The 24981-nt window shown below is 58.3% G+C and carries 25 protein-coding genes; 15 read left to right on the forward strand and 10 right to left on the reverse strand.

Annotation, left to right across the window (positions count from 1 at the left end; translation table 11 throughout):
* Window positions 1-51: 51 nt before the first annotated feature.
* Window positions 52-1965, forward strand: a complete 1914-nt coding sequence (htpG, locus tag DCS96_RS04010; RefSeq protein WP_116473049.1) for a molecular chaperone HtpG — start codon at window positions 52-54, stop codon at window positions 1963-1965.
* Between the two features lie 372 nt (window positions 1966-2337).
* Here htpG and DCS96_RS04015 read toward each other — a convergent pair whose 3' ends face one another.
* On the reverse strand, window positions 2338-4089 hold the full coding sequence (locus DCS96_RS04015; protein WP_157953574.1) for an amidohydrolase: 1752 nt from the start codon (window positions 4087-4089) through the stop codon (window positions 2338-2340).
* Window positions 4090-4492: 403 nt separating this feature from the next.
* Between DCS96_RS04015 and adk the strand changes: the two genes are divergently transcribed.
* Window positions 4493-5137 (forward strand): adenylate kinase, encoded by a 645-nt coding sequence (adk, locus tag DCS96_RS04020; protein WP_116473051.1) that lies wholly within the window; start codon window positions 4493-4495, stop codon window positions 5135-5137.
* 65 nt (window positions 5138-5202) lie between these two features.
* The gene (gene hemH, locus DCS96_RS04025; protein WP_116473052.1) at window positions 5203-6171 is read left to right on the forward strand and encodes a ferrochelatase; all 969 of its coding nucleotides are present in this window, start codon (window positions 5203-5205) and stop codon (window positions 6169-6171) included.
* A 67-nt stretch (window positions 6172-6238) separates the two neighbouring features.
* Here the strand turns inward: hemH and DCS96_RS04030 are convergent, their stop codons facing one another.
* Window positions 6239-6709 carry a hypothetical protein gene (locus DCS96_RS04030; protein ID WP_116473053.1) on the reverse strand — a complete coding sequence of 157 codons (471 nt, stop codon included), beginning with the start codon at window positions 6707-6709 and terminating at the stop codon, window positions 6239-6241.
* Window positions 6710-6860: 151 nt separating this feature from the next.
* On the opposite strand from DCS96_RS04030, the gene DCS96_RS04035 reads away from it, so the two are divergent.
* Together DCS96_RS04035 and DCS96_RS04040 are read left to right on the forward strand one after the other, a co-directional pair.
* Window positions 6861-7058 carry a DUF4250 domain-containing protein gene (locus DCS96_RS04035; RefSeq protein ID WP_116473054.1) on the forward strand — a complete coding sequence of 66 codons (198 nt, stop codon included), beginning with the start codon at window positions 6861-6863 and terminating at the stop codon, window positions 7056-7058.
* A 54-nt stretch (window positions 7059-7112) separates the two neighbouring features.
* Window positions 7113-7769, forward strand: a complete 657-nt coding sequence (locus DCS96_RS04040) for a thiopurine S-methyltransferase (protein ID WP_116473055.1) — start codon at window positions 7113-7115, stop codon at window positions 7767-7769.
* Between the two features lie 5 nt (window positions 7770-7774).
* Here DCS96_RS04040 and grxB read toward each other — a convergent pair whose 3' ends face one another.
* The 8 genes from grxB to DCS96_RS04080 all read right to left on the reverse strand — a co-directional run bounded on the left by grxB (window position 7775) and on the right by DCS96_RS04080 (window position 13942).
* A complete protein-coding gene (gene grxB / locus DCS96_RS04045; protein ID WP_116473056.1) occupies window positions 7775-8425 on the reverse strand; it encodes a glutaredoxin 2 in 651 nt (216 codons plus the stop codon).
* 21 nt (window positions 8426-8446) lie between these two features.
* Entirely contained in the window at window positions 8447-9301 is an 855-nt protein-coding gene (cdd, locus tag DCS96_RS04050) for a cytidine deaminase (protein ID WP_116473057.1), read from the reverse strand.
* A 58-nt stretch (window positions 9302-9359) separates the two neighbouring features.
* Complete coding sequence (locus DCS96_RS04055; RefSeq protein ID WP_157953575.1) at window positions 9360-10187, reverse strand: methylenetetrahydrofolate reductase; 828 nt, start codon at window positions 10185-10187, stop codon at window positions 9360-9362.
* A 197-nt stretch (window positions 10188-10384) separates the two neighbouring features.
* Window positions 10385-11071 (reverse strand): LrgB family protein, encoded by a 687-nt coding sequence (locus DCS96_RS04060; RefSeq protein ID WP_116473059.1) that lies wholly within the window; start codon window positions 11069-11071, stop codon window positions 10385-10387.
* On the reverse strand, window positions 11068-11406 hold the full coding sequence (locus DCS96_RS04065; protein WP_116473060.1) for a CidA/LrgA family protein: 339 nt from the start codon (window positions 11404-11406) through the stop codon (window positions 11068-11070). The genes DCS96_RS04060 and DCS96_RS04065 overlap by 4 nt, the downstream gene beginning before the upstream one ends.
* Window positions 11407-11422: 16 nt before the next feature.
* Window positions 11423-12838 carry an exodeoxyribonuclease I gene (gene sbcB / locus DCS96_RS04070; protein ID WP_116473061.1) on the reverse strand — a complete coding sequence of 472 codons (1416 nt, stop codon included), beginning with the start codon at window positions 12836-12838 and terminating at the stop codon, window positions 11423-11425.
* Between the two features lie 308 nt (window positions 12839-13146).
* Window positions 13147-13485 carry a DUF413 domain-containing protein gene (gene maoP, locus DCS96_RS04075; RefSeq protein WP_116473062.1) on the reverse strand — a complete coding sequence of 113 codons (339 nt, stop codon included), beginning with the start codon at window positions 13483-13485 and terminating at the stop codon, window positions 13147-13149.
* Between the two features lie 247 nt (window positions 13486-13732).
* A complete protein-coding gene (locus DCS96_RS04080) occupies window positions 13733-13942 on the reverse strand; it encodes a cold-shock protein (RefSeq protein ID WP_116473063.1) in 210 nt (69 codons plus the stop codon).
* Window positions 13943-14310: 368 nt separating this feature from the next.
* Here DCS96_RS04080 and ectA point away from each other — a divergent pair, with 368 nt between their 5' ends.
* From ectA to DCS96_RS04135, 10 genes are all read left to right on the forward strand, one after another.
* A complete protein-coding gene (gene ectA / locus DCS96_RS04085) occupies window positions 14311-14823 on the forward strand; it encodes a diaminobutyrate acetyltransferase (protein ID WP_116473064.1) in 513 nt (170 codons plus the stop codon).
* Window positions 14824-14882: 59 nt separating this feature from the next.
* Window positions 14883-16154 (forward strand): diaminobutyrate--2-oxoglutarate transaminase, encoded by a 1272-nt coding sequence (ectB, locus tag DCS96_RS04090; protein ID WP_116473065.1) that lies wholly within the window; start codon window positions 14883-14885, stop codon window positions 16152-16154.
* An 80-nt stretch (window positions 16155-16234) separates the two neighbouring features.
* Entirely contained in the window at window positions 16235-16642 is a 408-nt protein-coding gene (locus DCS96_RS04095; protein WP_116473066.1) for an ectoine synthase, read from the forward strand.
* A gap of 138 nt (window positions 16643-16780) precedes the next feature.
* Window positions 16781-18217: an aspartate kinase gene (locus tag DCS96_RS04100; RefSeq protein ID WP_232818177.1), complete on the forward strand. Its 1437-nt coding sequence runs from the start codon at window positions 16781-16783 to the stop codon at window positions 18215-18217.
* 235 nt (window positions 18218-18452) lie between these two features.
* Window positions 18453-18734, forward strand: a complete 282-nt coding sequence (ppiC, locus tag DCS96_RS04105; RefSeq protein WP_116473067.1) for a peptidylprolyl isomerase PpiC — start codon at window positions 18453-18455, stop codon at window positions 18732-18734.
* Window positions 18735-18882: 148 nt separating this feature from the next.
* Window positions 18883-20505 carry a DUF2813 domain-containing protein gene (locus tag DCS96_RS04110; protein WP_116473068.1) on the forward strand — a complete coding sequence of 541 codons (1623 nt, stop codon included), beginning with the start codon at window positions 18883-18885 and terminating at the stop codon, window positions 20503-20505.
* 36 nt (window positions 20506-20541) lie between these two features.
* Entirely contained in the window at window positions 20542-21276 is a 735-nt protein-coding gene (locus tag DCS96_RS04115; RefSeq protein WP_116473069.1) for a hypothetical protein, read from the forward strand.
* A gap of 93 nt (window positions 21277-21369) precedes the next feature.
* Window positions 21370-22506, forward strand: coding sequence for an MFS transporter (locus DCS96_RS04120; protein WP_116473070.1), 1137 nt, complete (start codon window positions 21370-21372; stop codon window positions 22504-22506).
* A gap of 363 nt (window positions 22507-22869) precedes the next feature.
* Complete coding sequence (locus DCS96_RS04130) at window positions 22870-23343, forward strand: outer membrane lipoprotein (protein ID WP_198649914.1); 474 nt, start codon at window positions 22870-22872, stop codon at window positions 23341-23343.
* A 570-nt stretch (window positions 23344-23913) separates the two neighbouring features.
* On the forward strand, window positions 23914-24918 hold the full coding sequence (locus tag DCS96_RS04135; protein ID WP_116473072.1) for a helix-turn-helix transcriptional regulator: 1005 nt from the start codon (window positions 23914-23916) through the stop codon (window positions 24916-24918).
* Window positions 24919-24981: the final 63 nt, after the last annotated feature.

Consider the following 24981-nt stretch of genomic DNA (forward strand, 5'->3'; position numbering starts at 1 on the left):
CGACCGCACCCCCATCTTTGTTGGCAAGGTTAATCAAGCAAGGAAAATCCCATGTCCGAAGCCGTGCATACTGAAACTCATGGTTTTCAAACCGAAGTAAAACAACTGCTCAACCTGATGGCCCACAGCCTCTATTCCAATAAAGAGGTGTTTCTGCGCGAGCTGGTGTCCAACGCCGCCGACGCCGCCGACAAGCTGCGCTTCAGGGCCCTGTCCGACAGCGCCTTGTATGAAAACGATGGCCAGCTGCGGGTACGTCTGTTGCTGGATAAGGACAACAAGACGCTGACCATTTCCGACAACGGCATCGGCATGACCCGCGACGAGGTGATCGAGCACCTGGGCACCATCGCCAAGTCCGGTACCAAGGCCTTCTTCGGCCAGTTGTCCGGCGATCAGGCCAAGGATTCCCAGTTGATAGGCCAGTTCGGCGTGGGCTTCTATTCCGCCTTTATCGTGGCCGACAAGGTGACGGTGCGCAGCCGGGCGGCCGGCGAAGCCGCCGATCGCGGCGTGCAGTGGGAGTCGGATGGTGACGGCAGCTTTACCGTAGCCGATATCGAGAAAACCGACCGGGGTACCGATGTGGTGCTGCATCTGCGTGAAGCCGAGCAGGAATTCCTCGATGACTGGCGTCTGCGCAGCATCATCGGCAAATATTCCGACCATATCAGCATCGCCGTGGAAATGTGGAAAGAAGGTACGCCCGAGCAGGAAGTGGAAGACGGCGACAACATTCCCGCCACCGAAGGCCAGTGGGAGCAGGTCAACAAGGCGACCGCCCTGTGGACCCGTTCAAAGGGCGAGGTTAGCGACGAGGAATACCAGGAGTTCTACAAGCATATCTCCCACGACTACCAGGACGCCCTGACCTGGAGCCATAACAAGGTGGAAGGCAACCAGGAATACACCAGCCTGCTGTATATCCCCGCCAAGGCGCCCTGGGATCTGTGGAATCGGGATCAAAGCCATGGCCTCAAGCTGTATGTGCAGCGGGTGTTCATCATGGATGACGCCGAGCAGTTTATGCCAACATACCTGCGATTTGTCAAAGGGGTGCTGGACTCCAACGATCTGCCGCTCAACGTGTCCCGGGAAATCCTGCAGGACAACAAGATTACCGCCCAGCTGCGCAAGGCCTGCAGCAAGCGGGTGCTGACCATGCTCGAACAGATGGCCAAGAACGATGCGGAAAAATACCAGGGCTTCTGGAAAGAGTTCGGTAATGTGCTGAAGGAAGGTCCGGCGGAAGATTTCGCCAACCGCGAGCAGATCGGTGGCCTGCTGCGTTTTGCCAGCACCCACCATGATTCCGACGCCCAGACGGTATCGCTGGATGACTATATCTCGCGCATGCCCGAGAGCCAGGAGAAGATCTACTACATCACCGCCGACAGCTATACCGCTGCCAGCCACAGCCCGCACCTGGAAATCTTCCGCAAGAAGGGTATCGAAGTGCTGCTGATGTGGGAGCGGGTCGACGAGTGGCTGATGAACCACTTCAGCGAATATCAGGGCAAGCAGCTGGTGTCTGTCACCAAGGGCGCGCTGGATCTGGGCGAGCTGGACGACGAAGAAACCAAGAAGGCCCAGGAAGAAGCCAAGGAAGCCCTGGCCCCTGTGCTGGAAAGGGTCAAGGCAGCCCTGGCCGACGAGGTGAAGGAAGTACGCCTGACCCATCGTCTGACCAGCACCCCGTCCTGCGTGGTGGCCGGCGAGCATGACATGAGCACCCAGATGATCAAGCTGATGCAGGCCGCCGGCCAGCCGGTGCCCGAGCAGAAATACATCCTGGAGCTGAATCCGGAGCATGTACTGGTCAAGAAGCTGGGCGAGCAGCCGGAAGGTGAGCAGTTCAACGAATGGTCGCATCTGCTGCTGGAGCAGGCGCTGCTGGCCGAGCAGGGTGGACTGAAAGATCCGGCGGCCTTCGTGTCCCGCGTCAACCGCCTCTTGCTGGGCTGATCCCTCTGGCCCGGTCAACAGCGGCCGCTCCGCAGTAATAAAGATGCCCCGCCTTTTGGCGGGGCATCTCTTTTATAGGCGAGGATGTCGATGGTAGTGCGGGGCCCAATGTTTGTAAGGAGCGGCGGTCTTGTGGGCGGGGCGACCCCGCCGCGATGGTAGCTGACGAGAGATGATGGCCTGTCGGCCATATCGCCGCGAGGTCGCGCCTCCTACAGGTTCATTGCCCGATTTGGGGTCTGTTGTAGGAGGGGCGACCCCGCCACGATGATAGCTGACGAGAGATGATGGCCAGTCGGTCATATTGCCGCGTTGTCTCGCCTCCTACACATCACCGCGGGGTCGGGCTGTCCACTATCGCTCCCGGAGGCGTCAGGGCTTAGGGGCTGCCTGGTGGTAAGGCTCAATATGCGAGCCGGCAAACACCTCTTTACCCGCCACTATGGTCTTTTCAACCGCCACATCCCGCAGGTGCAGGGGATCCACCGTCAGCGGATCCTCGGCCAATACCACCATATCGGCGACTTTACCCACTTCGATTGACCCCCGTTGCTGCTCATCAAAGGTCAGATAGGCCGGGCCCAGGGTATAGGCCCTGATGGCTTCCTCGACCTTGATGGCTTCTTCGGCGCCATAGACCTTGCCATCGTAGCCCATGCGGGTGGTGGCCGCCCAGATGCCGAGCAGGGGGCCATGAGGAAGGCCATCCGAGCCATAGGCTATCTTGATGCCATGATCCAGCAGCGAGCGCTGGGGATTCTGCCGTTCCAGGCGGTTACCACTGACCGCCGCCAGCATAAAGGCGTTGTTGTAGTAGGTATAGTTGGGCTGGGTGTCGACAATGATATCCAGCTCGGCGATCTTGGTCAGGGTCTCTTCGGGTGGCCGAATGGTCAGGTGATGCAGGTGGTGGCGGTGGTCCTCCCTCGGGCTTTCCTTCAGGATCCGCTCCAGTACCTTCACCGCCTGCACCGTGGCGGCGTCGCCTATGGTGTGAATACCCAGCTGCCAGCCCAGCTCGTGGGCGCGCTTGCTCACCCTGTACAGGCTGTCCCGGGGGATGACTGTGACCCCGTCGAAATCGCCTTGCTGGTTTTCCCAGGGACCCCGTTCATCGAAACGCACCTTGCTGTCGTAGGGTTTGAGGGTCCGGAAATCCGGTACCGCAATGGCGCCATCCATGGCCATCTTGATGGCGCCGAGTTTCAGCCGATCATCACCGACCCCGGTATGAAAGCCAAGTCCTTCTATTTCTGCCAGGCTGGTTTCCACATTGTCATAGCCGGGGAACAGGAAGATTTGCAGGGTTGCCCGGGGCAGCTCCTCCCCCCAGCGGGCATAGACATCCTGGATCAAGCGCAGTTCATGGGGCCGGACCCCGGCGACATTGACGCTGGTAACGCCCATGGGCGGGAACTTCTTCAGCTGGGCTCGCAGGTTTTCCCGGGCGCTGTCGTCGTTCAACGCCGGGTTGGGGATTACCCCGAGGGCATAACGCCGTGCTCCCATGGTCAGCACACCCAAAGGCTCCCCCTGTTCATCACGCACAATCAGGCCGTCCTTGGGTTCGGGCGTATCCTTGTTCAGACCGGTTTTGTCGATGGCCTGGGAGTTGAGCGTCAGCTTAAGTACGCCGCAGGCCAGCATCACCGGGTGGTCGGGGGCGATGGCGTCCAGCTCCCAACGGTTGGGCATTGCCATATGACAGTAGGGGCGACTCATGACCCCTATCAGCCATTCACCGGCTGGTGTGCTGGCGGCCTGTTCGGCCAGTATCTTGCCGAGTTGATCCGGGGTGGGGACATCGAAGCTGGCGCCGAATGGCCGGGCACCGGTGCTTACATGGATATGCCCGTCGTAGAAGCCGGGCATCAGGGTCTTGCCTTGCAGATCAATCTGTTTAGTGTCGGCTGAGGCCAGAGCCTGGATCTGACGGTTGTTACCGACCGCCATGATATGGCCATTTTTTACGGCGACCGCTTCGGCAATATCGAAGTTGTTATTGACGGTGATCACCTTGGCATTGTGATAGATGGTCTCGGCAACGTCGGCCGGATTGCCGGCGGTTGTGTTGAATGTCATGAGCGGCGCCATGGCCAGCGCCAGATGGGCAACCTTACGCATTACATTTTCCATATGCTCCTCGTTAACGTCCGTTTTGTTACAAAGCCCGGATCGGCAGGGCTGATGGCGAACAGCATGGATTTCCCTGCAGTGGGAAATACCGGTCATAAATTGATAACAATAAACAATAATATGGTTAGCAATTGTCATAAGAAACCATTGTATCCGGTGGTGTTAGGACCAGTTGTGTGGGTATGGTGGGCCAGGGGAGGGCGAAACAGTCGTGACTGGTGTCGGCTCTGCAGCTGGTTGCCTGAGCCTTTTCCCATGTGGCCCGCCATGAAAGCGGCTCTTTTCTCATCAATAGGTCTAACAGCCTCGCCCTCTGACTTGTCCCCATGACGGTGTCGTGACACAATCAGACCCCAAAATATGAATGACCAATCGATAAGAGGACGCAGATATGCGCATCGTTTTGCTGGGTGCACCGGGCGCGGGCAAGGGAACGCAGGCACAATTCATCATGGAGAAATTCGGCATTCCGCAGATTTCCACCGGTGATATGTTGCGTGCCGCCATCAAGGCCGGTACCCCGTTGGGGCTGAAAGCCAAGGAAGTCATGGATCAGGGACAACTGGTGTCCGACGATTTGATCATCGGTCTGGTCAAGGAGCGTATCAGCCAAGACGACTGTGCCAAAGGCTTTTTGCTGGACGGTTTCCCACGTACCATTCCCCAGGCAGATGCCATGCGCGAGGCCGGTATAGACGTGGATTATGTACTGGAATTCGCCGTGCCCGATGATGAAATCGTCAAGCGCATGAGCGGACGCCGGGTGCATCCGGGTTCCGGTCGTGTCTATCATCTGGTCTATAACCCGCCCAAGGTGGAAGGCAAGGACGATGTCACCGGTGAAGACCTGGTTATTCGTCCCGACGATGAAGCCGGCACGGTACGCAAGCGCCTGGCTGTCTATCATGAGCAAACCGCTCCGCTGATCGGCTATTATAAACAAGAAGCCGAAGCCGGTCGTACCCGTCACTACAAGGTGGACGGCACCCAGTCGGTTGAGCAAGTCAGCCGCGAACTGACCGATATTCTCGCGTAGTAATCACCCATCGGGGCCGTACTGTCGTTAGTACGGCCCCGATCTATTCAGGACATGGCAACAAGGTGAAAACAGGCGTTCTACTGGTAAACCTGGGTACCCCTACAGCCCCGACCGCCAAGGCGGTAAAAGTCTTTCTCAGTCAATTCCTGCACGACTACCGGGTGGTGGATATGCCCAGAGTGGTATGGTGCCCCTTGCTTCACGGAATTATCCTGCCGTTCAGAGCGCCCAAGGTTGCCAAGCTGTACCAGTCAATCTGGTGGCCGGAAGGCTCGCCACTGATGGTGGTAAGCCAGCGCCAGCAACAGGCGTTGAGCAAGGCTTTCGTCCGGGAAGGCATAGATATGCCGGTGGCGCTGGCCATGAGTTACGGTGAGCCTTCGATGGCCAACGCCTGGCAGGATCTCAAGTCGGCCGGTGTCGACCGGGTGATTATATTGCCGCTGTACCCGCAATATTCGGTCAGTACCACGGCGTCGGTATTCGATAGCTGGGCCAGGTTGATGAAAACCGAAACCTGTCTGCCGGCCTTTCGCTTTATTCATGATTATCATGATCACAGCGGTTATATCCAGGCCCTGGCCGATTCGGTACGGGCACACTGGGCGGAGCATGGCCAGGCGGATATGCTGCTGTTGTCTTACCACGGCATACCCAAGCGCTTTCAGGAGCGGGGCGACCCTTATGGGCAGCAATGCCATCGGACATCGGAGCTGGTGGCAGAACAATTGGGCCTTGAGCGCCACCAGTGGCGCACCACCTTTCAGTCCCGTTTTGGCCGCGAGGAGTGGCTCAAGCCCTATACGGACGAGGCCATGAAAACTCTGCCAAATGAGGGCATCAAGCGACTGGATGTGATTTGTCCGGCATTTTCCGCCGATTGCCTGGAAACCCTGGAAGAGATAGCCGAGCAGAATAAGGCGCTGTTTATCAAGTCGGGCGGTGAGCAATATCGTTATATTGCGGCCCTGAATGATAGTCGCTCGCATATCCAGATGATGCTGGATCTGGTCTGCCGCGAGCTGGCCTGAACAAGGCTGTGCCCGATAAACAGGGAAATGCTTCCTACTTCCTATTCCCGCCCTTACCTGCCCCCATTCAGTGCAGAGCCGGCAGCCCGGATGGGGCAGTAATGATAAATCCCCGACAATTTCCTCTTTGAGCCGCGGCCTGCAGGCAGGCCTGCTGGCGCTGGCCGGGTTTTGCCTGCCAGCTGACCAGGGCACCCATGCTCCCCTGCGCCAGGGCGCGCTCCATCAACGACTGACTTGCCCCCGGAGGTATTCCCTGGATGCTGAGCACCCGCCAGGGAGCCACGCCCGCCTGCTGCAGCGCCTGCTTTGAGAGGGGGGCGGGTGCGTTCACCATCAGGATCCAGCCGCTACCCTGCCGGCTGATGGTCGACAATTCGGCCAATAACCGGGATTGCTGCTGGCAGTTCCAATGCTCGATAAGGCTGACTCCCTTGCCGTGAGGCAGGGAGGCAGAGCCGGGCGTGGTTTGCGCCTGCTGCCAGGATCCGGACAGTGCATCGAAGACATTCTGGTGAGTGAGCATGATGGTAGCCATAAGCAATCCCTGTCGTTTGTCTGTGTATATATACAGTAGTCTTGCCGGGTGCCGGGGGTCAAGAAAATACTGTTTAAATTTACAGTATTGTTGGCCGGGGGGCTCGGGGCAGGGAGGCTATACTGAGCAGGGAACTATCAGGAGACTCATTATGGATGCGGTACAGCTGGGGCGAATGGACCCTCATATGGTGCTCAGCATTATCAACGAAAAACTGCGACTGGAATGCGACAGCCTGGATGTCCTGCTGGCACGCTATGATCTGGATGCCGGACACCTGAATGCGCGCATGGCGCAAATCGGCTATCACTACGATGTTCACAGCAATCAATTTAAACCAAACACTTGATGCCGGTGTCCGGGACTTGCGATAGTGGCAACCCGGTTACCATATGGAGTGAATATGGACGCAGAGTTTTGGCACCAGCGCTGGCAAACATCACGTATCGGCTTTCACCGGTCGCGGGTCAACCAGCAGCTACAGCAGTACTGGCAGGAACTGGCTGTCCCCGATCAGGCAGAGGTGCTGGTTCCGTTGTGCGGCAAGAGCCTGGACATGCACTGGCTGGCCGAGCAGGGGCACCGGATTGCCGGCTTCGAGCTGTCGCCCCTGGCGGTCCGGGATTTTTTTGCCGATGCGGGTTTTATCCCCCAACAGCATCGGCTGGAGCATTATCTCTGCTGGCAGGCCGTCGATTTCAACCTGTTTCAGGGGGATTTTTTCCAGGCAGAGAGCCTGAACAAGCGGTATGAGGCAGCCTATGATCGGGCGGCGCTAATCGCCTTGCCCGAGCCGGTTCGCAGCCTTTATGCCCGGCTGATGGCGCGCCTGCTGCACCCGGGGGGCCATATGTTGCTGGTTACCGTTGAGTTTGCACCGGCACAGTCTGATACGCCCCCCTTCTCCGTGTCGGAAGCAGAAGTCAGACGGCTGTTCGAGCCCTGTTTTGAGGTCACCCTGCTGGGCTGCATCGAAGAAGGCATGAGCAATCCCAGGGTGGCATCGGGCGAGCGGACGTTTTTCAACGAATTGTGCTTTAAACTGGTGCGCCGCCAATAGGCTGGTCAGCAGGCCAGCTCTCGGTAAAGGGCGACCCGGCACAGGGCCGAGACTTCATTCAGATACGCATCAAGGGCGGCGGGAAAATTCAGTCCCTTGACCATGGTAAGGTTACGCAGGGTGGGAAACAGTTGAATATCATCCCAGCTCAGTCGGCTGTCCCGGCGCCGGGACGGAGGCTGTAGCCAGTCCAGCCCGGCGAAGGCGGCTTCCATTTTGGCAATGTACTCCGGGCTGTCGGCCAGCGCCCTGGCAAACGAACAGCCCAGCATGGCGGTTTTATTGGCGGTGAAATACGCGATTGACTCTGGCTGCCGGAATTCGGGTAGCGGTAACTGCACATCGCGGGGGAACAGCAGCGACCAGAGCGTGTGCTGGTGCGCTTCCAGCCAGTGGCTCAGGGCCTCGGCATGCCGGGCGGGGGCCAGGCTGTCGCCGCTGCATTCCATCAGATACTGGACGATATCGGCACTTTCGGCCATAAAGCTGCCGTCGTCCTTTTCCAGTATCGGCACGGCGTTATAGCCGATCATGGCTTCGCGCCGGGCCACGTCGTGGTTGTCGATAATGCACTGGGTGACCGGCAAGCGGGTGTAGCCGGCGGCCATCATCGCCTTGATGCAAAAAGGGCAGTGATCGAAGACATAGAGTTTCATTGGACCTTCCTTGATAAGGCGTTAAATCGTTACCCTGGTTAATGGTATTGCCGTAAAGCGGGACAAGGTCTGGGCTGCGGTTTCATATTGCCGGATCGGGGCCCGTTGTTCCACCAGGACGGCCCGGACTATCTGTCCGCCCTGGCCGCCGCCGAGCATCAGCTGGCTCAGCGCCATCTGCATCGGACTCAGGCTGGGGTTGAAGGCGGCATTCTCCAGGTAACGCCCCCGGCAGAGTCGGCCGTCGTCGAGTGCCAGTACCACCCCGGCCCGGTTGCCGCTGTAGGGAGCATGGCTGGCATTGGCCTCGGCCAGGGCGGCAAGCAAGAGCGGATCCTCGCTGCTCAGGTCAAGCTGTCCGGCAGCGGCGCCCAGCATGCCCCCCCGGATGCCCAGATCGGCCGGGCCGAAGGCATGAGGCAGGAGGTCGCCCAGCTTGTGGCTGCCGTCCGGCAGCAAGATGGTCAGGGAGTCGCCCTGGTTGAGTTCATTCATAAACTGCCGGCAATGCCCGCAGGGGGGAGCGCTGACCACGATTTTTTCGATGGACTGCTCACCCCGCAAGGCGGCATGGCCGATGGCGGCCTGCTCGGCGTGCAGCGAGTGGTTCAGCGGCAGGTCCGGCACCTCCAGGTTGGCGCCAAGATACCAGTGCCCCGAGCCGCCGACGGCGATGGCGCCGACATGAAAACGGGACACGGTAGCCGAGGCTTTTTGCTGGGCCAGGGGCAGCAGCGCAAGGGCCAGGGCATCGTTATTGAGGGCGGTGGCCTGGGCCAGTGCCCGGACTTGTGGCGGGGAAAAGGCAATGCAGTCTGCCAGACCGGCCCGAGTCAGGGCCAGTTGCAGGTTGGCATTGAGCGGTATATGCGTCATTGACCGACTCCTGGTGGGGTGTAAAAAGCGTTGCAGCCTTGATGCAGATGTTCATTTGTCATGCTGCGGTGCCGGAATAGCCCTGTATCCATTTCATCACGCCGGATAGTTCTCCCATTGGATAGACGTGCAAGCGGACATCTCCCAGCTCGCGATGCGTGAGACCATCCTGGAGTGTGCTCAGAAAATGCTCTGGACCGACGGTTCCCAGCAGCGAGGTTATTTTCCAGCCATATTGACGCAGGAGTCGCATGGATACGCCGACGTGACATTGGCCGGCAAATTTGAGCAATCCGTTCACGGTCGACGGGCTCGGGATGCCGACGCGGATGGGGACATCGATCTTTTCGCGCCTGACCCTTTCTATCCAGGACATCACCAACTCCACATCGAAAGACAGCTGGGTGGTGATTTCTACCGAGAATCCCCTGGCGGTCAGTGCATGAATTTTCCGCTTCAGGTAATCCCATAACGCCTGATCGCCTATCCGAGGATGTCCCTCGGGATAGCCCGCAATCCCGACCGTATCTATATCGGCCTTGTCCAGGATATGGCTGTTGATCACATCCATTGAGTCGATAAATGGCCCCCGGGGCGAGGATGGATCGCCGCCGACCAGGAAAATGCTCCGAATTTGACCGGTGCGAGTGGCCTGCGTCAGGTATGAATCAAGTACATTCAGTGATTCCAGTCTGCGTGATGAAATGATGGGCATCGGACTGACCCGACTCGCATGAAGTGTTTCAACGGCCTGGAGCCGCTGCTCGAAGGTCTCGTTACCCAGGAACGCGATTTTGACCTGGGCACCTTCCGGGACATGCGGCCTGGCCTGAAGAAAGCGTGCGGCGTTTTTGGCCGTGGTTTCCATGGAAAAATCCGTGAACATGGTTGAGCGCCTGTTACTCATGGAATGACCATTATATTGAAATACTGTGTCTGAACCAGCTCGAATCCGGACTGCCCCGACTCGGGAAGGCCGGGGCCTCGCGAAAGAGGACAGGATGAAGGAGCCGGGTTCATTTCTGCCTCTGGGAGGTGTCCGCATGTTATTGGCCCATCCTACAACCTGAAACTGACGGTTGATCAGGCAGTGAGCCACATATAGAGATGGAAGGCGGGCGGTGCCAGCAAGGCGGTCAGTATGCCGCACATCACCATCGCCAGGGAAGCAAAGGCCCCCTGGATGGCTCCGGCCTCCGCCGCCGCGCCGGTGCCGATGGCATGGGCGGCGGCCCCGATGGCAATTCCCTGGGCCTGGGGATCGTGAATACCGGCCAGCCGCATCAGCGGAAAGCCGAGGATGGCGCCCATCATGCCGACAATAATGACCAGCCCGGCGGCGATAGCCGGGATACCCCCCAGGGAATCACTGACACTCATGGCCAGTGGCGTGGTGATGGATTTGGTGGCGATCGAGGCCAGCAATTCGGGACGGGCGGCAACCAGGGCGCCGATCATCAGGGTGGTGCCGACCGAAATCAGCACCGACAGGCCACAACAGGCCAGGATCGGGAGCAGTTGCTTGCGGATCTGGGCCGCCTGCTGATAGAGCGGCAGGGCAAAGGCCACGACCGCCATGTCCAGCAGGAAGCCCAACGGTCGGGTGCCTTGACGGTAATCGGCCACCTCAAGATCGGTGACGGCCAGCAGGGCCATCAGCGCCAGGGCAGGCAACAGAATGGGATTCAGCAGTGGGCTTTTGAAACGGCGCGCCAGTTTTTTGGTCAGCAGATACAGGCCGGCGGTCAGGGGGATGGCCAGCCAGATCATCGGCTCCACCTCTGATACAGGTGGCCGACGCAAAGCAGGATCAGCACCAAGCCTGCCAGCGAAGTGCCGATGATCAGCCACAGGCCGTCGCTCAACACGTCCAGATAGCCGAGCAGGCCGACCGCCACCGGAATAAACAGCAGGGCCATGTGGCGCAGGATCAGCTGGCCGCCATCATGAACCCAGTTCAGCCGGATCAGCTGCAGGCTCAACAGCATAAACAGGACGAACAGGCCGATGATACTGCCGGGAAAACCGAACGGCAGCAGGGCTGCCACGCCCTTGCCGAGCTGCAGGCAGGCCAGAATAATCAGGAAGTCTCTTGCTAGTCTCATGGGATTGCCGGATCCCCTAAAGTGACTGCACATAGCGGGCCATGGCGCGCAGCAGGCCCAACTTGTTATCGTTATCCTGATGCTCGATCACCAATTGTTCGAGCCTGGCCATATAGGACTCCAGCTGCGGGGCCAGTTTATCCTGGCAATGCAGGCGCCAACGTTGCCATTCCTGCTCGTTAAGGGTGTGTGGATAATTGCGGGCCCGGTAACGGAACAGCATTTCGGGCAGGCGGGAATCGTTGAACTGCAGCGGCAGCGTGGCCAGGGCATTGGGGCTGCTGTTACGGATCATGGCCATGGCGGCCTTGTCGGCCTCGCCGAAAAAACCGCCCTGGTAGAGGGCGCTGTCCACATCCTGGACAGGGTTTTCCGGCCAGGCATCGCTGTACAACTCGACGACCTTGGCGCGGATTTCCGGATGCTGTTTAAGCAGATCCAGGCTCCGTCGGCACTGCCGGCGATCGATGCCCAGTTCGTCGGCGCGGGCTTCACTCAGGGCGGCGGCCTTGGCCAGTACCGGGCATTTGTTGATATGGATAAGTTTCAGGGGAACAGGGGCCAGCTCTCCCAGTTCGCTGCGCCGGGTATAGAGGCGCTCGCGCAGGCTGGCAACATCCAGTTCCACCAAGGGCGTAAGATCCATGGCCAGGTTCACGCAAATCACCGCATTGCCATTGTCCGGATGCCAGGCCAGGGGGGCTATCCAGCTGGCACAGCCCTGAAAGGGGGAAAACATGCCGGAAACATGGACCAGCGGCGTGCCGTTCACCACATCGAGCAGCGCCTTGACCTTGCCCTTGGCCCTTAGTTCAAACAGATAATCAAACAGCCTGGGCTGGGCTTGTCTGAGCAGGCGGGCCAGGGCGATGGTGGCGCGTACGTCGGCCAGGGCATCGTGGGCATTGCTGTGGCTGATACCGTTGGCTGCGGTCAGCAGCTCCAACCTGAAGCTGGGCTTGCCGTCGTCATCCAGCGGCCAGTTGATGCCAGCCGGGCGCAGGGCATAAAAAGCGCGGACCACATCCAGCAGATCCCAGCGGGAATTACCCTGCTGCCAGCTGTAGGCGTAGGCATCATAAAAGTTGCGGTACAGGGTGTAGCGGGTCACCTCATCGTCGAAGCGGATGTTGTTATAGCCCAGAATGCAGCTGTTGGGCTGGCTGAACTGCTCATGGATACGGGCGATAAACTCGGCTTCACACAGCCCCTCCTGCTCCGCCTTCTGGGGAGTGATGCCGGTGATCAGGGTTGCTTCCGGGCTCGGCAGGTAGTCGCTTGGCAAACGGCAATAGAGGGTCAGCGGGTCGCCGATTTCGTTCAGTTCGGCATCGGTCCGGATGCCGGCGAACTGGACCGGTCGGTCGAGGGCCGGGTTTACTCCGGCGGTTTCGAAGTCGTGAAAATAGAAGCTTGGTTGTGTGGTGGTCATGCTGTGCCCGTATCCCGGTGCCCGTCGTGGGTTTTATTATGCGTGAGCCGCTCCGGGATCCCAAGCCATGAGCGGGGAGATGGTTAAGAAAGGGCGTCGATAGCTGCTGTTTTAAACAATTTTTGGCGAAAGGCAAGGAGCCTGTGGCCAGGCCGTGGGAGCGGCGATTCCGCCGGAAAAAACAGCCACCGTCGAGGCCGCCGCTTCCACAGGGGTCAGGTCGGCAGGCAGATACCGGGGCTTGGGCGTGGCGCCAATAAAAAGGCCGGCCTTGGGCCGGCCTTGGGCCTAGGGGGCAGGATGACAATTTATTCGGCGACGTCTTCGACGGGCTCGAAATCTTCATCATTGCTGCTGGATTGCATGGGGGTGCACAGACGGTGTACCCGTCTTGGACCTATTACCTTCAGGTACTTCAACCACACCTTGGCATGATTGTTATTCAGGGCCGCCCCTTGCTGAACCTGCTCGATAAAACGCTGCTCCTCATCGGTTGCCGGCGCCCGTTGGCCTGTATACAGGCTCAGCATGGCATGGCCGCATTGTTCAAGCAACAGGGCCTCCGCCACCGTAAACTCACCACAACGACGCAAACCGCGAGGGAAGTGGGCGAAGTCCTGAAAAGGCTTGGGTGACTCAAAGCTCATTTTCACTCTCACTCTAAGTGGCTCTCTAGATCGCGAAAAGTATGGCACTGTGTGACTCGATGCAAAATCAATTTTTTGTTCGACACGACAAAATATTTTCAACGAACAATTAGCGAATAAAAAGCACTCCGCTTAGTACGAAATATAACCTGTTTAGGGTGTGTGGGCCGGCCGCCGTGAGCCGGCCGCAGCCACTTAAAGTGGCGCACGGCGCCACTTGATTCAGGTGTGAGGGAGGAGGGGGAGGCTAGAGCAGTTCTACTTCGTCGGCCTGTGGGCCTTTTTTACCGTCGGTGACCACAAAGCTGACCGCCTGGCCTTCCTTGAGGGTCTTGAAGCCTTCGTTTCGTATCGAGGAAAAGTGCACAAACAAGTCTGCGCCCGATTCACGAGAGATAAAACCGAAGCCTTTTTCTTCGTTGAACCACTTAACGGTTCCTGTTTCTTTGGTGCTCATATCTGCTTTCCATGTTGCATGACGAAAGAGTGATGAAACCAGCTCCACCACTGCTCTTGAGCTTAGCAGGTGGTGATAAATTAGGCGAAAAGAAGACAGGAATGGAGGTGGCGGGTTCGCCGCAGTCGCACTCCGGCCTTGCCCGACGACGGTGACGGTCGGAGGGCCTGGATCCGGGGAGGTGGCAAGGCAATGACAGGCTCAAAAGGAGCCTTAAAATGATTACTGTTGTAATAATAAATTCATGCAAAAATTTAATTTTTTATAACTGTTTTGGCGGTTTATACTTGTAATTATCGGTGTGGGTGTTAGTTTATATGGCGAATTTCATTTAGCTCACTAACTAAAAATGCTTAGGCATCTAAATTATGGATACTGACACGACAAGGGTACAAGCTACCCAATCACTCCTGCGCCATCCCACGGCGACCGACGGCATGGCCGTTCATCGGCTGATCGCCCGATGTGCTCCGTTAGACACCAACTCGGCCTACTGCAACCTGCTGCAGTGCCTGCATTTCGCCGACACCTGCATGCTGGCCGAAGATGCCGGCCAGGTACTTGGTTTTATCTCCGCCTATCGCAAGCCTGCGGAACCCGACACCCTGTTCGTCTGGCAGGTGGCCATCGATGAGCGGGCGCGAGGCAAGCGGCTGGCCCGCACCCTGCTGGATGCCATCCTGTCTTCGCCCGGCGCCGAGGGGGTCAAGGTGATCGAAACCACCATCACCGCCGATAACGCCGCTTCCTGGGCACTGTTCGAAGGGGTTGCGCGCGACAAGGGACAGGACAAGGGCGAACGCCATGTGCTGTTTGATCAAGTCCGCCATTTTGGTGGCCAGCACGGCAGCGAAATTCTCTATCGCATCACCCTGGGCTGAGCCCGCTTCCGCATTTATTTTCATCTACAGTTTTTAACTCAAGACTTTAAGGAGTCGTAATGGGTATTTTTGAGGTAATGGAATCCGGCGTACAAACCTACGCCCGTTCGTTCCCGGTTGTTTTTAATAAGGCGCAGGGCGCCTGGCTGACAGACAAGAGCGGCAAGCGCTATCTGGACTTCCTGGCCGGTGCCGGCACGCTGAACTACGGTCATAATCATCCGGTCCTGAAAGAGGCGCTGATCGACTATATCCAGGCCGACGGCATCACCCATGGGCTGGATATGCATACTTCGGCCAAGGGCGCTTTCCTGACCGCGCTGCAGGACATCATCCTCAAGCCTCGCGGCCTGGATCATGTGGCCCAGTTTACCGGCCCGACAGGCACCAATGCGGTAGAGGCGGCGATGAAGCTGGCTCGCAAGGTCACCGGCCGGGACAATATCGTCGCCTTCACCAACGGTTTCCATGGCGTCAGCCTGGGTGCCCTGGCGGCGACCGGTAATCAGCACCACAGGGGCGGTGCCGGCACAGTGCTGGCCAATGTCACCCGCTTGCCCTATGACGGTTACCCCGGCGCCGGTGAAGACAGCCTGCTGCTGTTTGAAACCATGCTAAACGATAATTCCAGTGGTCTGGACAAGCCGGCCGCGGTGCTGTTTGAGGTAGTTCAAGGTGAAGGCGGACTGAATGTGGCCTCCATGGACTGGCTCAAAAAGCTCCAGTCCATCTGCCGGCAGCATGACATCCTGATGATTGTCGATGATATCCAGGCAGGCTGCGGCCGTACCGGTACCTTCTTCAGCTTCGAGCCGGCCGGGATCAAGCCGGACATCATCACCCTGTCCAAGTCGCTCAGCGGCTACGGTCTGCCCTTTGCCCTGGTGCTGATCCGCCCGGATCTGGATCAGTGGGAGCCCGGTGAACACAACGGCACCTTCCGTGGCAACAACCATGCGTTCGTGACCGCCCGCAGGGCATTGGAAATATTCTGGCAGGATGATGAATTCGCCAGCGCGGTGCGAGCCAAGGGCGAGTTGCTGACTGCCCGCCTGCAGCGGCTGGTTGAACGCCACCCGAGCCTGTTCGTGAAGGTCAAGGGGCGGGGCATGATGCAGGGCATCAAGTGCCGCGACGGCGATATTGCCGATGCGATCACCACCAAGGCCTTCGAGCGGGGCCTGGTGATCGAGACCGCCGGTCCGGACGATGAAGTGGTCAAGTGTCTGTGCCCGCTGATCATCAGCGAGCAGGATCTCAAGCAGGGGCTGGACTGGCTGGAAGAGGCCATCAATGACACCGCCGGCGAGCGTTTGGGCAAGGCGTCCTGAGCCAACTCGATACGCAATGGCAGGCCCGGCGGCTGCCGGGCCATTAATCATATCAACATCATAAATTTGAAGGATCCAGCATGATAGTTCGTACCCTTGAGGAATGTGAAAACAGTGAGCGCCGGGTAGTGTCGGAAACAGGCACCTGGGAAAGCACGCGCATGTTGCTCAAAGACGACAACATGGGCTTTTCTTTCCATATCACCACCATCTACGCCAGCACCGAAACCCACATCCATTACCAGAATCACCTGGAGTCTGTGTACTGCATCAGTGGCGATGGCGAAATCGAAACCCTGGCCGACGGCAAGGTGTATCCCATTGAGCCCGGTACCCTCTATATCCTGGATCAGCACGACGAGCATCTGCTGCGTGGTGGTAAAGAGGACATGAAGCTGGCCTGCGTGTTCAATCCGCCCCTGACCGGCAAGGAAGTGCACGATAAGGACGGCGTCTATCCGCTGGAAACCGAAGCAGTTAACAACTGACGGAGAGGGGAATGGGACACCATTCCCCTCCACCCGCCAGTGTCGACCATTTTCACTGGGCAAGGCCTGCGCCCCGGCCCACTGAAAATGTGCGACCCATCTCTTCTTCATATACCAATAAAAATTACAGGGGTTATTGTGTCTCACACAGTAGAAAAAATCGGCGGCACCTCCATGAGCCAGTATCAGGCGGTGCGCGACAACATAGCACTGCATAACCGTACGCCGGATCAGTATTATCAGCGCATGCTGGTGGTATCGGCCTTCGGCGGCATTACCGACGGCCTGCTCGAATGCAAGCGCACCGGCGCCCCCGGCGTCTACGCCACCTATGCGGATGCGGAAGACGAACATGCCTGGGAGCAGGCGCTGGATAACGTCAGCGCCCAGATGGAAAAAATCAACCGGGAGATGTTCGGCGAGACGCCGGAACGTTACCTGGCGGATACCTTCCTCACCAAACGCATCGCCGGTATTCGCGACTGCCTGCGTCACCTGCGTCAGGTCTGTGCGTTCGGTCAGTTTCAGCTGGCCGAACAGCTGCAGACCATTCGCGAATTGCTGGCCGCCATGGGCGAAGCCCACAGTGCCCATAATATGGTGCTGTACCTGCGCCAAAGTGGGGTGAATGCGATATTGATGGACCTGACCGGCTGGCGTACCGACCAGGCGCTGCCACTCAACGAGGTGCTGCAACAGGCCTTGGCGAAGGTCGACCTGGCCACCCAGCTGCCGGTGGTCACCGGCTATGCCCATTGTAAAGAAGGACTCATGAGTACCTTCGATCGGGGCTACAGCGAGATGACCTTCAGCCGGCTGGCGGTATTGAGCGGTGCCCGGGAGGCGGTGATCCACAAGGAATATCACCTGAGCAGCGCGGATCCGCGGCTGGCGGGTGAAGACAGTGTGATCCCTATCGGCCGCACCAACTATGATGTGACCGATCAGCTGTCCAACCTGGGGATGGAGGCGATTCATCCCCAGGCCGCCAAGGGCCTGCGTCAGCAGGGAATACCCCTGCGGGTACGCAACACCTTCGAGCCGGAGCACGAAGGCACCCTGATCACCACCGGCTACCGCAGTCCGTCGCCTTGCGTGGAAATGGTCGCCGGCCGTCGCAACCTGTTTGCCGTCGAGCTGTTTGATCAGGATATGGTGGGGCGGGTATCCCATTACGCCGAGGGCTTCACCGACGAGCTGGACAAGATGCATCTGAATCTGGTGGCCAAGGACATGAATGCCAACACCCTGACCTATTATCTGGCCGGCAACCGCAAACAGGTGCGTCGGCTGGTCGACGCCTTGCAGCGCCGGTTTCAGAACGCCGAGCTCAACACCCACAAGGTATCCCTGGTGTCGGCGGTGGGCAGTGACATGAACATTCCCGGCCTGCTGGCCCGTTCGGTGGGCGCGCTGAACAAGGCCGAGGTACCGGTGCGAGCCGTGCATCAGTCGCTGCGGGCGGTGGAAATGCAGTTTATCGTGGATGATCAATACTATCAGCAGGCGGTGGTTTCACTGCATAATGAGCTGGTTCAGACCCATGCGGATACGGTGGCACTGGCCGTCGCCTGATCATCCTGTGCCGGGTCTCCCAATGTGGGAGACCCGCCCTCGCGGCGAGTTGACCACAGGCCATTACATATCTTCAGCTGTATTCAGACTTATCGCGGCGAGGTCGTCCCTCCTAAAAAGGTCTCCCTCCTACAAAGATCGCTCTCCATAAGGGGGCTTGCTCCCGGCCCGCCATTAGATTTTCTGCACTGTTTTTGGCAGACTGACAGCCACATTTGTCAATGGTGTTACTGTTATGGCCAAACGTGCCTGTGCCCTGCATATCCTGGTAAAAACCCAAGCCCAGTGCGAAGCCCTGAAGGCGGAGCTCGACAAGGGCGCCGATTTCCATCAACTGGCCAAGAAACATTCGATCTGCCCTTCGGGCAAGCGTGGCGGGGATCTGGGCGAATTCAACAAAGGCGACATGGTCGGCCCCTTTGACAAGGCGGTGTTCACTGGCCCAGAACGGGTGGTGCAGGGGCCCATCAAGACCCGTTTTGGCTATCATCTGATCAAGGTGCTCTATCGCAGCTAATGCGCAGTAGCGGGAACATACCGGGTTTTCCCTGAACATATTGTTGGTTTGCACGGGTCTCTGTCATTATTAGGGGGGGCCCCGCGAGTGTGCGGTAATTGCGTTGGTATCGCCACGCAGCGGGGCAAGGCCCTGAACAGGATGCGCCATGTACCTTGAGCATATTACTATCCGTAATTTCATGGGGCTCAACCAGCTTTCCCTGCCTCTGGAGCAGAGTACGGCCCTGATCGGCGAAAATGCCTGGGGCAAGACCAGCCTGTTTCGTGCCTTGTGGCGCCTGATGGGCCAGGGCTCCTGTTGTTATCAGTTTACCGATGAAGACTTTTACCGGGACGATACCGGTCCCGAGCCGGAGGAGTTGCAGATCATCCTCAGCTATCGAGAGCACAGGCCGGGGATCTGCGAGCACTCCAACCGTCTGGCGGCCCTGGCGCCGGTCTGGGTCAAGCATAAGGACGGCTACCACAGGGTGCATTATCGGGCAACGGGCCGGCGCACCCGGACCGGCGTCGAGACTGAGCATGACTTTATCGATGGTTCGGGGGCCCTGATCCCCCTGGACGCGCCGATGGGGCTGGTGCACCGGCTGATTGAAATGAACCCGGTATTTCGCCTGCGGGACTCCCGCGGGGCCCCCCAGGATTTGCCGATCGTGACCCTGGACGGTGATTACGAGCAATTGCTGAACCATTTGACCGAGCAGCTGGCTGAAGCAAAGGCTCTCAGCAAAGGCGATATCAAGGCGGGGCTGGATGCGGTTCGCCAGCTGTTTGAGCACTATTTCACTTCCCAGGGTGCAACCAGCCGGGCACCCAGGCGGGCCCAGGACATCGCCATTCACCCGGTCACTCTCGGCCAGTTGGGCAAGCTCAACGACTGGCAGCCGATGGGAGAAGACAGCGGACTGTCCCTGGCGCTGGCGGCCATTGCCCATACCATTTTGCAGGCCAGGGAGGGCAGGCCCATCGAAACCGGCGCCCGGCCCTTGCTGTTGATAGAAGATCCCGAAAGCCGCCTGCACCCGACCATGCTGGCGGTGACCTGGGGAGTGCTGGATCGCTTCCCGGGGCAGAAGCTGGTCACCACCAATTCGGGTGATCTGCTGTCGGCCTTTCCCCTCAATCAGCTGCGGCGGTTGGTGCGCGTTACCACCGAGACCCGCAGCTTTCACCTGGGCAATGAAAGGTACAGCGGCGAGGACATGCGGCGCATCGCCTTTCATGTGCGTATCAACCGGCCCATGTCGCTGTTTGCCCGCTACTGGTTGCTGGTGGAGGGCGAAACCGAAATCTGGCTGTTGTCCGAGCTGGCCCGGATCTGCGGCTATGTGCTGCCGGCGGAAGGCATCCGGGTGATCGAGTTTGCCCAGTGCGGCCATACCCCGCTGATCAAGGTTGCACGGGACTTCGGGATCGGCTGGCACCTGCTGACCGACGGTGACGAAGCCGGACAAAAATATGCCCAGGGTGTGCGCAGCCTGCTGCGTGGTGAACGGGAAGCCGATCACCTGACCGTGCTGCCCCGGGCCGATATGGAAAATTACCTGTTTTATAACGGACTGGAAGACGTTTTTCGCCAGGAAGCCCAAGTTCAGGACAAACATACTCCGGCCGGCAAGATCATCGAGCGGGCCCTGAGCCGACGCAGCAAACCCGGTATGGCACTGGCGGTGGTCGAGGCCATTGAGATGCAGGGCCCAGAACGGGTGCCCATGGAATTACGGCAGATGTTTACTCGCATAGTCGCCATTGCCCGCCGACAAGGTTAATATGGCCGCCATTCAGAACCTGTGGAGAACATATTCATGACAGAACTTCTGCCGGCGCGGTTGTTTGCGCCCCTGGCATTGACGGCGGTGACGGCCCTGGTACTGTTGGTCTGGGTGTTGCGTAACGGTGATCTGTGTCCCGGCCAGCGACGTCGTATCGGTGACGGCATACTGTCGGTATGGACGGTATTCGGCCTGGCCCTGATGCTGGGCTTTGAAGCCGGCGTACAGACCCCACTGCTGTCGCTCGGCGGACTGGCGTTTGTGACCGGCCTTGGCACCGTGCTGTATCAGGCCCGGTTGCAGGGCAAGCGCAGCTTGTCGGTGAATTGGCACTACCCGGCGCTGGTACTGGCCACGCTCTGCGGTCTATGGCTGATAGGCATAACGGGCGGCGTCGCCTTGCTGGCGGCGGGTACCGGTGGTTGCGCATTTGCCCATCTGATCATGGTGAGGGCCAGGCATCGGCTGCAGGCCTTTAACACCTTGTTGCCGCTGGCTGGTATCGCATCTGCCGCCGGCTGGCTATTGGTGCTGTTGCTTCAGGCGGTCATGGCTGAGCGCGTTAATCACCAGGACATAACGTCCCTGATTGTGCCTTTCGTGCAGATGAGTGCGGCTGTGCTGGCCGGCTCACTGATATGGTTGTTGCCCTTGTTGCGTAAAGAACAGACAAAACCACCAGTTATTGCTGTTGCGGCTTTGTTAATGATTGGTGCGTTAACCATAGGGCAGGGGATCATTTTTCAATTGTCGGTTAACATCAGTTAAACATAAAAAATTTGCAGTGAATCACAAGTTTTTCTCGTTGTACTTGCCTTTCACCGATATCTAGAATTCGCCTCCTGTCATCCGGAGGCCTTCATGCACCTTATTCCCCTGTACACTCATCTGGTATTGCTCACCCTGGGCAATGCGTTTCTGGTTACCCTGGTGGCCATGACCCTCAAGGCGCAAGGGGCGCCGACCACCCAGATTGGCCTGGTGGGCTCGGCATTTTATCTGGGCATGCTGGGTGCCAGTTTCTTTGCCGACAAGATGATCCGTGGACTGGGCCATGTGCGTACCCTGGTGCTGTGTTGTGCCGGCCTGACCATGGGGGCGTTGGCGCTGAGCTGGACCGATTTGATGCCAGCCTGGTTTATGCTGCGCATGCTGGCGGGCATGGCGGCTGCCATCGGTTTTGTGGCGGTCGAAAGCTGGGTCCTTGGGGTGGCGCCGCTGCACCGGCGTTCCAGTGCCATGGCCCGTTATATGCTGGTGTATTACTTCAGCTATGGCATCAGCCAGCTGTTTATCGACTGGATCCCCGTAACCAGCAGCCTGGGCTTCTGGCTGGCCGCCGGCTTGTGTGCGTTATCCGTGTTGCCGCTGATCGGGGCGCGCCGGCCGGAGTTATCGAATGAGTCTGAATGTGCCCCTGCTTCGGGCAAGCCACCCCGCGCCGATCGGGCCCTGGGTCTGGCTGGTTGCCTGGTGGCGGGCATGTTGCTCGGCGGCCTCTATGCGCTGATGCCGATCCAGCTGCAGCAGATCGCCAGGCCAGAGGAAATGGGGCTCTACATGGCCTGGCTTATCCTCTGTGGCATGGCCTTCCAGCTGCCCAACGGCAGCCTGGCCGATCGTTGGGGCAAGCGCACCATGATGGTGGTGCAGACCCTGATGGTGGGACTGGGATGCCTGCTGTTATGGGAATTCAGGACCGGCTGGAGCCTGATCCTGGCGTTCAGTCTGCTGGGAGCCGGGGCCTTTACCCTGTATCCGACCACCATGTCCTATGCCTGTGGCAAGATGCACGGCCATGCCCTGGTTAAAATGACCCAGAAGCTGATGTTCGCCTACAGCATCGGCTCACTGACCGGCCCCATGATCGCCGGCATCCTGCTGGAAAAGCACCAGTTCGGGCTGTTCCTGTTTATTATCCTGCTGGTCGCGGGCTGGGCGTTGTGGCTGCTGCTGGTAAGACTGGTGCTGGACAAGCCCCTGGGCAACACCGCCTGATAGCGGGGTTTTATCCCTGCTAGTAGGGGCGACTTCGGGCTTTGGGTTGGTGGTAGCTGGGGCGACCTCGCCGCGAGTTGCCTGACGCCTGTGATGAAACGTGATGCCCCTGCAGCCAACTCGCCACGGGGTCGGGCCTTTCATCTCTCGTGGGAGTCATTCCACAAAGCCTGTTTCATTTGAAACAGGCTTTGACTTTTTAGTGCTCCTGTTTTTTGATGAACATGGCCGATCAAAACAGCGTTGTCGGTGTATGTGTAGCTAATAGTCGGAAGTTTGCAAGAAAAGGGCTGGTCTATACTTTCAGCAGGCAAAGAGATCATCGTCTGCACCTTAAATGAGGTTATGACGCGGGGGAAGTAGATGAAGCTGAAATCCATAGCAATAGTATTGGCGCTGGGCACCTTGTCCTTGGGCGGTTGCAGCACCACCGATGTGTATTCGGGGGATGTCTACCGCAGCAGCGAGGCCAACCGGGCGCAGACGGTGACCTTTGGTACCATCGTTTCGGTACGTCCGGTAACCATACAGGCGGGTGACAAGGATCCCAATGTTTTGGGGACTGTCGGCGGCGGTGTGGTCGGCGGCATGTTGGGTCATCAGGTAGGTGGTGGCAGCGGACGCTCGCTGGCCACTGCCGGTGGGGCCATTCTTGGTGTTATGGCCGGCTCCAAGATTGAAGACAAGGCAAGCCAGATTAGTGCCGTTGAGCTGGGGGTCAGGACCGATGCCGGTGAAGATCTGGTCATAGTGCAGAAAGCCGACCGCAGTTGGCAAGCCGGGCAGCGGGTTAGGCTGATCGGCACCCACAGCAATATGAGCGTGGTGCCCTACTGACGACAGCTAACCGAAAAATCATAAAAAAGCGCTTCTTTTCAGAAGCGCTTTTTTTTAAAGGGAATATCTTTATTTATTAGTGTTTTACAGTCCTGTCTTCCCGGGCTCAGTTAAAATTGTGCCAAAGAAGGTACAGAGACGGCCACTACGGCCGCACAGACTGTAAAAATGATAGTTATGATTAACTCTTTCATTTTTTACCTTCCTCAACAGTGATCTGTGTAGTCAATATACGGGCTTGCTGTGTCCTTTTCAATCCATGTTTTGTTATTTTGTGGGGTATGTGCCAGATATATTATGAAATCCTTATTTGTGTTTCTTTAATTTCATGAAATGCACTATGAAAAGCTTTTTTGGGGGTGTGGTCTATGGGTTTTGTTTTTAATTTAACCATAAATAACATTTATTTATGGGGTTAATGTGTGTTTTTATGGTTTTTTGATTAGAAATGTTGGTGCTCCGGTTTTTTTAGGTGGCGAGGAGATTTTCTGCATTTTGTTGGGCAAATTCTGACGTGAACGCTAGCCTTACTGGTTACAAAAACAATAATGAGCACAGCGGGAGCGGGACATGGCGGCGGTAGTAGCTCGGGCGCGGCTTTTGTTACTGTTGAGCAGAATGTACGACAGCGGTGCCGGGAGGGAGGAACTCAACCTGACCCTGGGATTGTTATGTCGGGAACTCGCCCTGGACGGTATGACCCTGGCGTTAAGCCCGAAGGGGGATTCAACGGATCCCGGAGGGTGGCATTATTTCGATGCTGGTCGATGTTATCGCAACCAGGGGGAATTCGGCCGGCTGCTTGCCGAGCGGGAGCCGCTCGGCACCGAGGGTTGCTATCCATTCGGCCGGAGTATCCGGGGATTTGTGCTGCCACGGGGACAGGAGGCGGGCGGCGGCGTGCTGGTGGTGCAGGGCGGACAGGGCTTGCCGGAATGGCTGGCCATGCTTCGGCAGCTGGCGGAGCAACTGGCCCTTTGGCAGTTGCATTACTGGTCGCTGCATCGCTTAAGGGAACAGAACCGTTGTTTGCGCTACTGGATAAATGCGACTGAGCGCCCCCAGTTGTTGCTTTGCGGTGAGTATTGCCTGGTCGAGGCCAACCGGGCTGCACACAGGCTGCTCGACGGTGAGCTGGGAGTCCGGCTCGACGCTAATGGCCAGCTGCAGGTATGCCTGGGCGAACCCGCTGGCCTGGGCCGTTGGCGCTCCCTGGCGTTACTGGCAGGGGGGCTGACCGAGGATCATCTGCGGCTGGTGCTGGACACCGGGCAGGGCGCCCTGGTCATGCATGTGATGCCCCTGCGTAACCACCGGCAGCATTGGCTGCTGACCCTCAAGGATCCGGATTATCAGCCTAATGTGGACGCCGACAGTCTGGGCTGTCTGTTTGAGCTGACCCGCACGGAAAAAGAACTGCTGATCCTGCTGGGCAAAGGCTGCAGCAGTCGGGAGATTGCCAGCTACCGATGCGTTAGCAGGGAAACGGTGCGCTCAACCCTGAAGTCCATCTTCCAGAAAACCGGCTGCCATCGGCAAAGCGACTTGCTGCTGCTGATGCAGGCTATGAGTTAGCCCGGACTCCATTCCGGCCCCGTTTCTGTTAATATGCGCGCCATTTAGCGTGCGTGTTTTGGG

The organism is Zobellella maritima, assembly GCF_003075035.1.
Classification (GTDB): domain Bacteria; phylum Pseudomonadota; class Gammaproteobacteria; order Enterobacterales; family Aeromonadaceae; genus Oceanimonas; species Oceanimonas maritima.

Excerpts from the sequence above, each read along its gene's own strand:
- htpG (WP_116473049.1), top strand. The coding sequence starts at position 52 with ATGTCCGAAGCCGTGCATACTGAAACTCATGGTTTTCAAACCGAAGTA.
- DCS96_RS04015 (WP_157953574.1), bottom strand. The coding sequence starts at position 4,089 with ATGCGTAAGGTTGCCCATCTGGCGCTGGCCATGGCGCCGCTCATGACA.
- adk (WP_116473051.1), top strand. The coding sequence starts at position 4,493 with ATGCGCATCGTTTTGCTGGGTGCACCGGGCGCGGGCAAGGGAACGCAG.
- DCS96_RS04030 (WP_116473053.1), bottom strand. The coding sequence starts at position 6,709 with ATGGCTACCATCATGCTCACTCACCAGAATGTCTTCGATGCACTGTCC.
- DCS96_RS04035 (WP_116473054.1), top strand. The coding sequence starts at position 6,861 with ATGGATGCGGTACAGCTGGGGCGAATGGACCCTCATATGGTGCTCAGC.
- DCS96_RS04040 (WP_116473055.1), top strand. The coding sequence starts at position 7,113 with ATGGACGCAGAGTTTTGGCACCAGCGCTGGCAAACATCACGTATCGGC.
- grxB (WP_116473056.1), bottom strand. The coding sequence starts at position 8,425 with ATGAAACTCTATGTCTTCGATCACTGCCCTTTTTGCATCAAGGCGATG.
- cdd (WP_116473057.1), bottom strand. The coding sequence starts at position 9,301 with ATGACGCATATACCGCTCAATGCCAACCTGCAACTGGCCCTGACTCGG.
- DCS96_RS04055 (WP_157953575.1), bottom strand. The coding sequence starts at position 10,187 with ATGTTCACGGATTTTTCCATGGAAACCACGGCCAAAAACGCCGCACGC.
- DCS96_RS04060 (WP_116473059.1), bottom strand. The coding sequence starts at position 11,071 with ATGATCTGGCTGGCCATCCCCCTGACCGCCGGCCTGTATCTGCTGACC.
- DCS96_RS04065 (WP_116473060.1), bottom strand. The coding sequence starts at position 11,406 with ATGAGACTAGCAAGAGACTTCCTGATTATTCTGGCCTGCCTGCAGCTC.
- sbcB (WP_116473061.1), bottom strand. The coding sequence starts at position 12,838 with ATGACCACCACACAACCAAGCTTCTATTTTCACGACTTCGAAACCGCC.
- maoP (WP_116473062.1), bottom strand. The coding sequence starts at position 13,485 with ATGAGCTTTGAGTCACCCAAGCCTTTTCAGGACTTCGCCCACTTCCCT.
- DCS96_RS04080 (WP_116473063.1), bottom strand. The coding sequence starts at position 13,942 with ATGAGCACCAAAGAAACAGGAACCGTTAAGTGGTTCAACGAAGAAAAA.
- ectA (WP_116473064.1), top strand. The coding sequence starts at position 14,311 with ATGGATACTGACACGACAAGGGTACAAGCTACCCAATCACTCCTGCGC.
- ectB (WP_116473065.1), top strand. The coding sequence starts at position 14,883 with ATGGGTATTTTTGAGGTAATGGAATCCGGCGTACAAACCTACGCCCGT.
- DCS96_RS04095 (WP_116473066.1), top strand. The coding sequence starts at position 16,235 with ATGATAGTTCGTACCCTTGAGGAATGTGAAAACAGTGAGCGCCGGGTA.
- ppiC (WP_116473067.1), top strand. The coding sequence starts at position 18,453 with ATGGCCAAACGTGCCTGTGCCCTGCATATCCTGGTAAAAACCCAAGCC.
- DCS96_RS04110 (WP_116473068.1), top strand. The coding sequence starts at position 18,883 with ATGTACCTTGAGCATATTACTATCCGTAATTTCATGGGGCTCAACCAG.
- DCS96_RS04115 (WP_116473069.1), top strand. The coding sequence starts at position 20,542 with ATGACAGAACTTCTGCCGGCGCGGTTGTTTGCGCCCCTGGCATTGACG.
- DCS96_RS04120 (WP_116473070.1), top strand. The coding sequence starts at position 21,370 with ATGCACCTTATTCCCCTGTACACTCATCTGGTATTGCTCACCCTGGGC.
- DCS96_RS04130 (WP_198649914.1), top strand. The coding sequence starts at position 22,870 with ATGAAGCTGAAATCCATAGCAATAGTATTGGCGCTGGGCACCTTGTCC.
- DCS96_RS04135 (WP_116473072.1), top strand. The coding sequence starts at position 23,914 with ATGGCGGCGGTAGTAGCTCGGGCGCGGCTTTTGTTACTGTTGAGCAGA.